Origin of the sequence: Frankia sp. Mgl5 (assembly GCF_023242985.1) — a bacterium.
In the GTDB taxonomy this organism is placed as follows: domain Bacteria; phylum Actinomycetota; class Actinomycetes; order Frankiales; family Frankiaceae; genus Parafrankia; species Parafrankia soli.
The window spans coordinates 1-242 of the sequence record NZ_JALKFY010000310.1 but is presented as its reverse complement, the minus strand read 5'-3'; the positions used below and the strand labels follow the sequence as shown (position 1 = coordinate 242).

At 55.0% G+C, this 242-nt stretch carries 1 pseudogene; it reads right to left on the bottom strand.

From position 1 onward, the window contains the following. A pseudogene (locus tag MXD62_RS09475) lies at positions 1 to 221 on the bottom strand (FAD/NAD(P)-binding oxidoreductase); the annotation flags it as partial. Between the last annotated feature and the right edge of the window lie 21 nt (positions 222 to 242).

Below are 242 nucleotides of genomic sequence, written 5' to 3'. Positions count from 1 at the left end.
GTAATGGATCGACAGAGACAGATGATTTCTCCCTGCTCCTGTTCTTCGGCAAAAAGGTCGGGTAGCGCATGCTCTGCCTGCTCGTATTCAGCCAGTTCCAATCCTGATTCCTGAAGGCGTTCCAGCACCAGCTCGGCAATCCCGGGCGAAGCGGAAAGGCCTGTGGAACGAATTCCGGCAGCGTGGATCAAGCGCGGTTGGACAGCTGATGGACGAATCACAAAATCTCTCTCACTGCACAC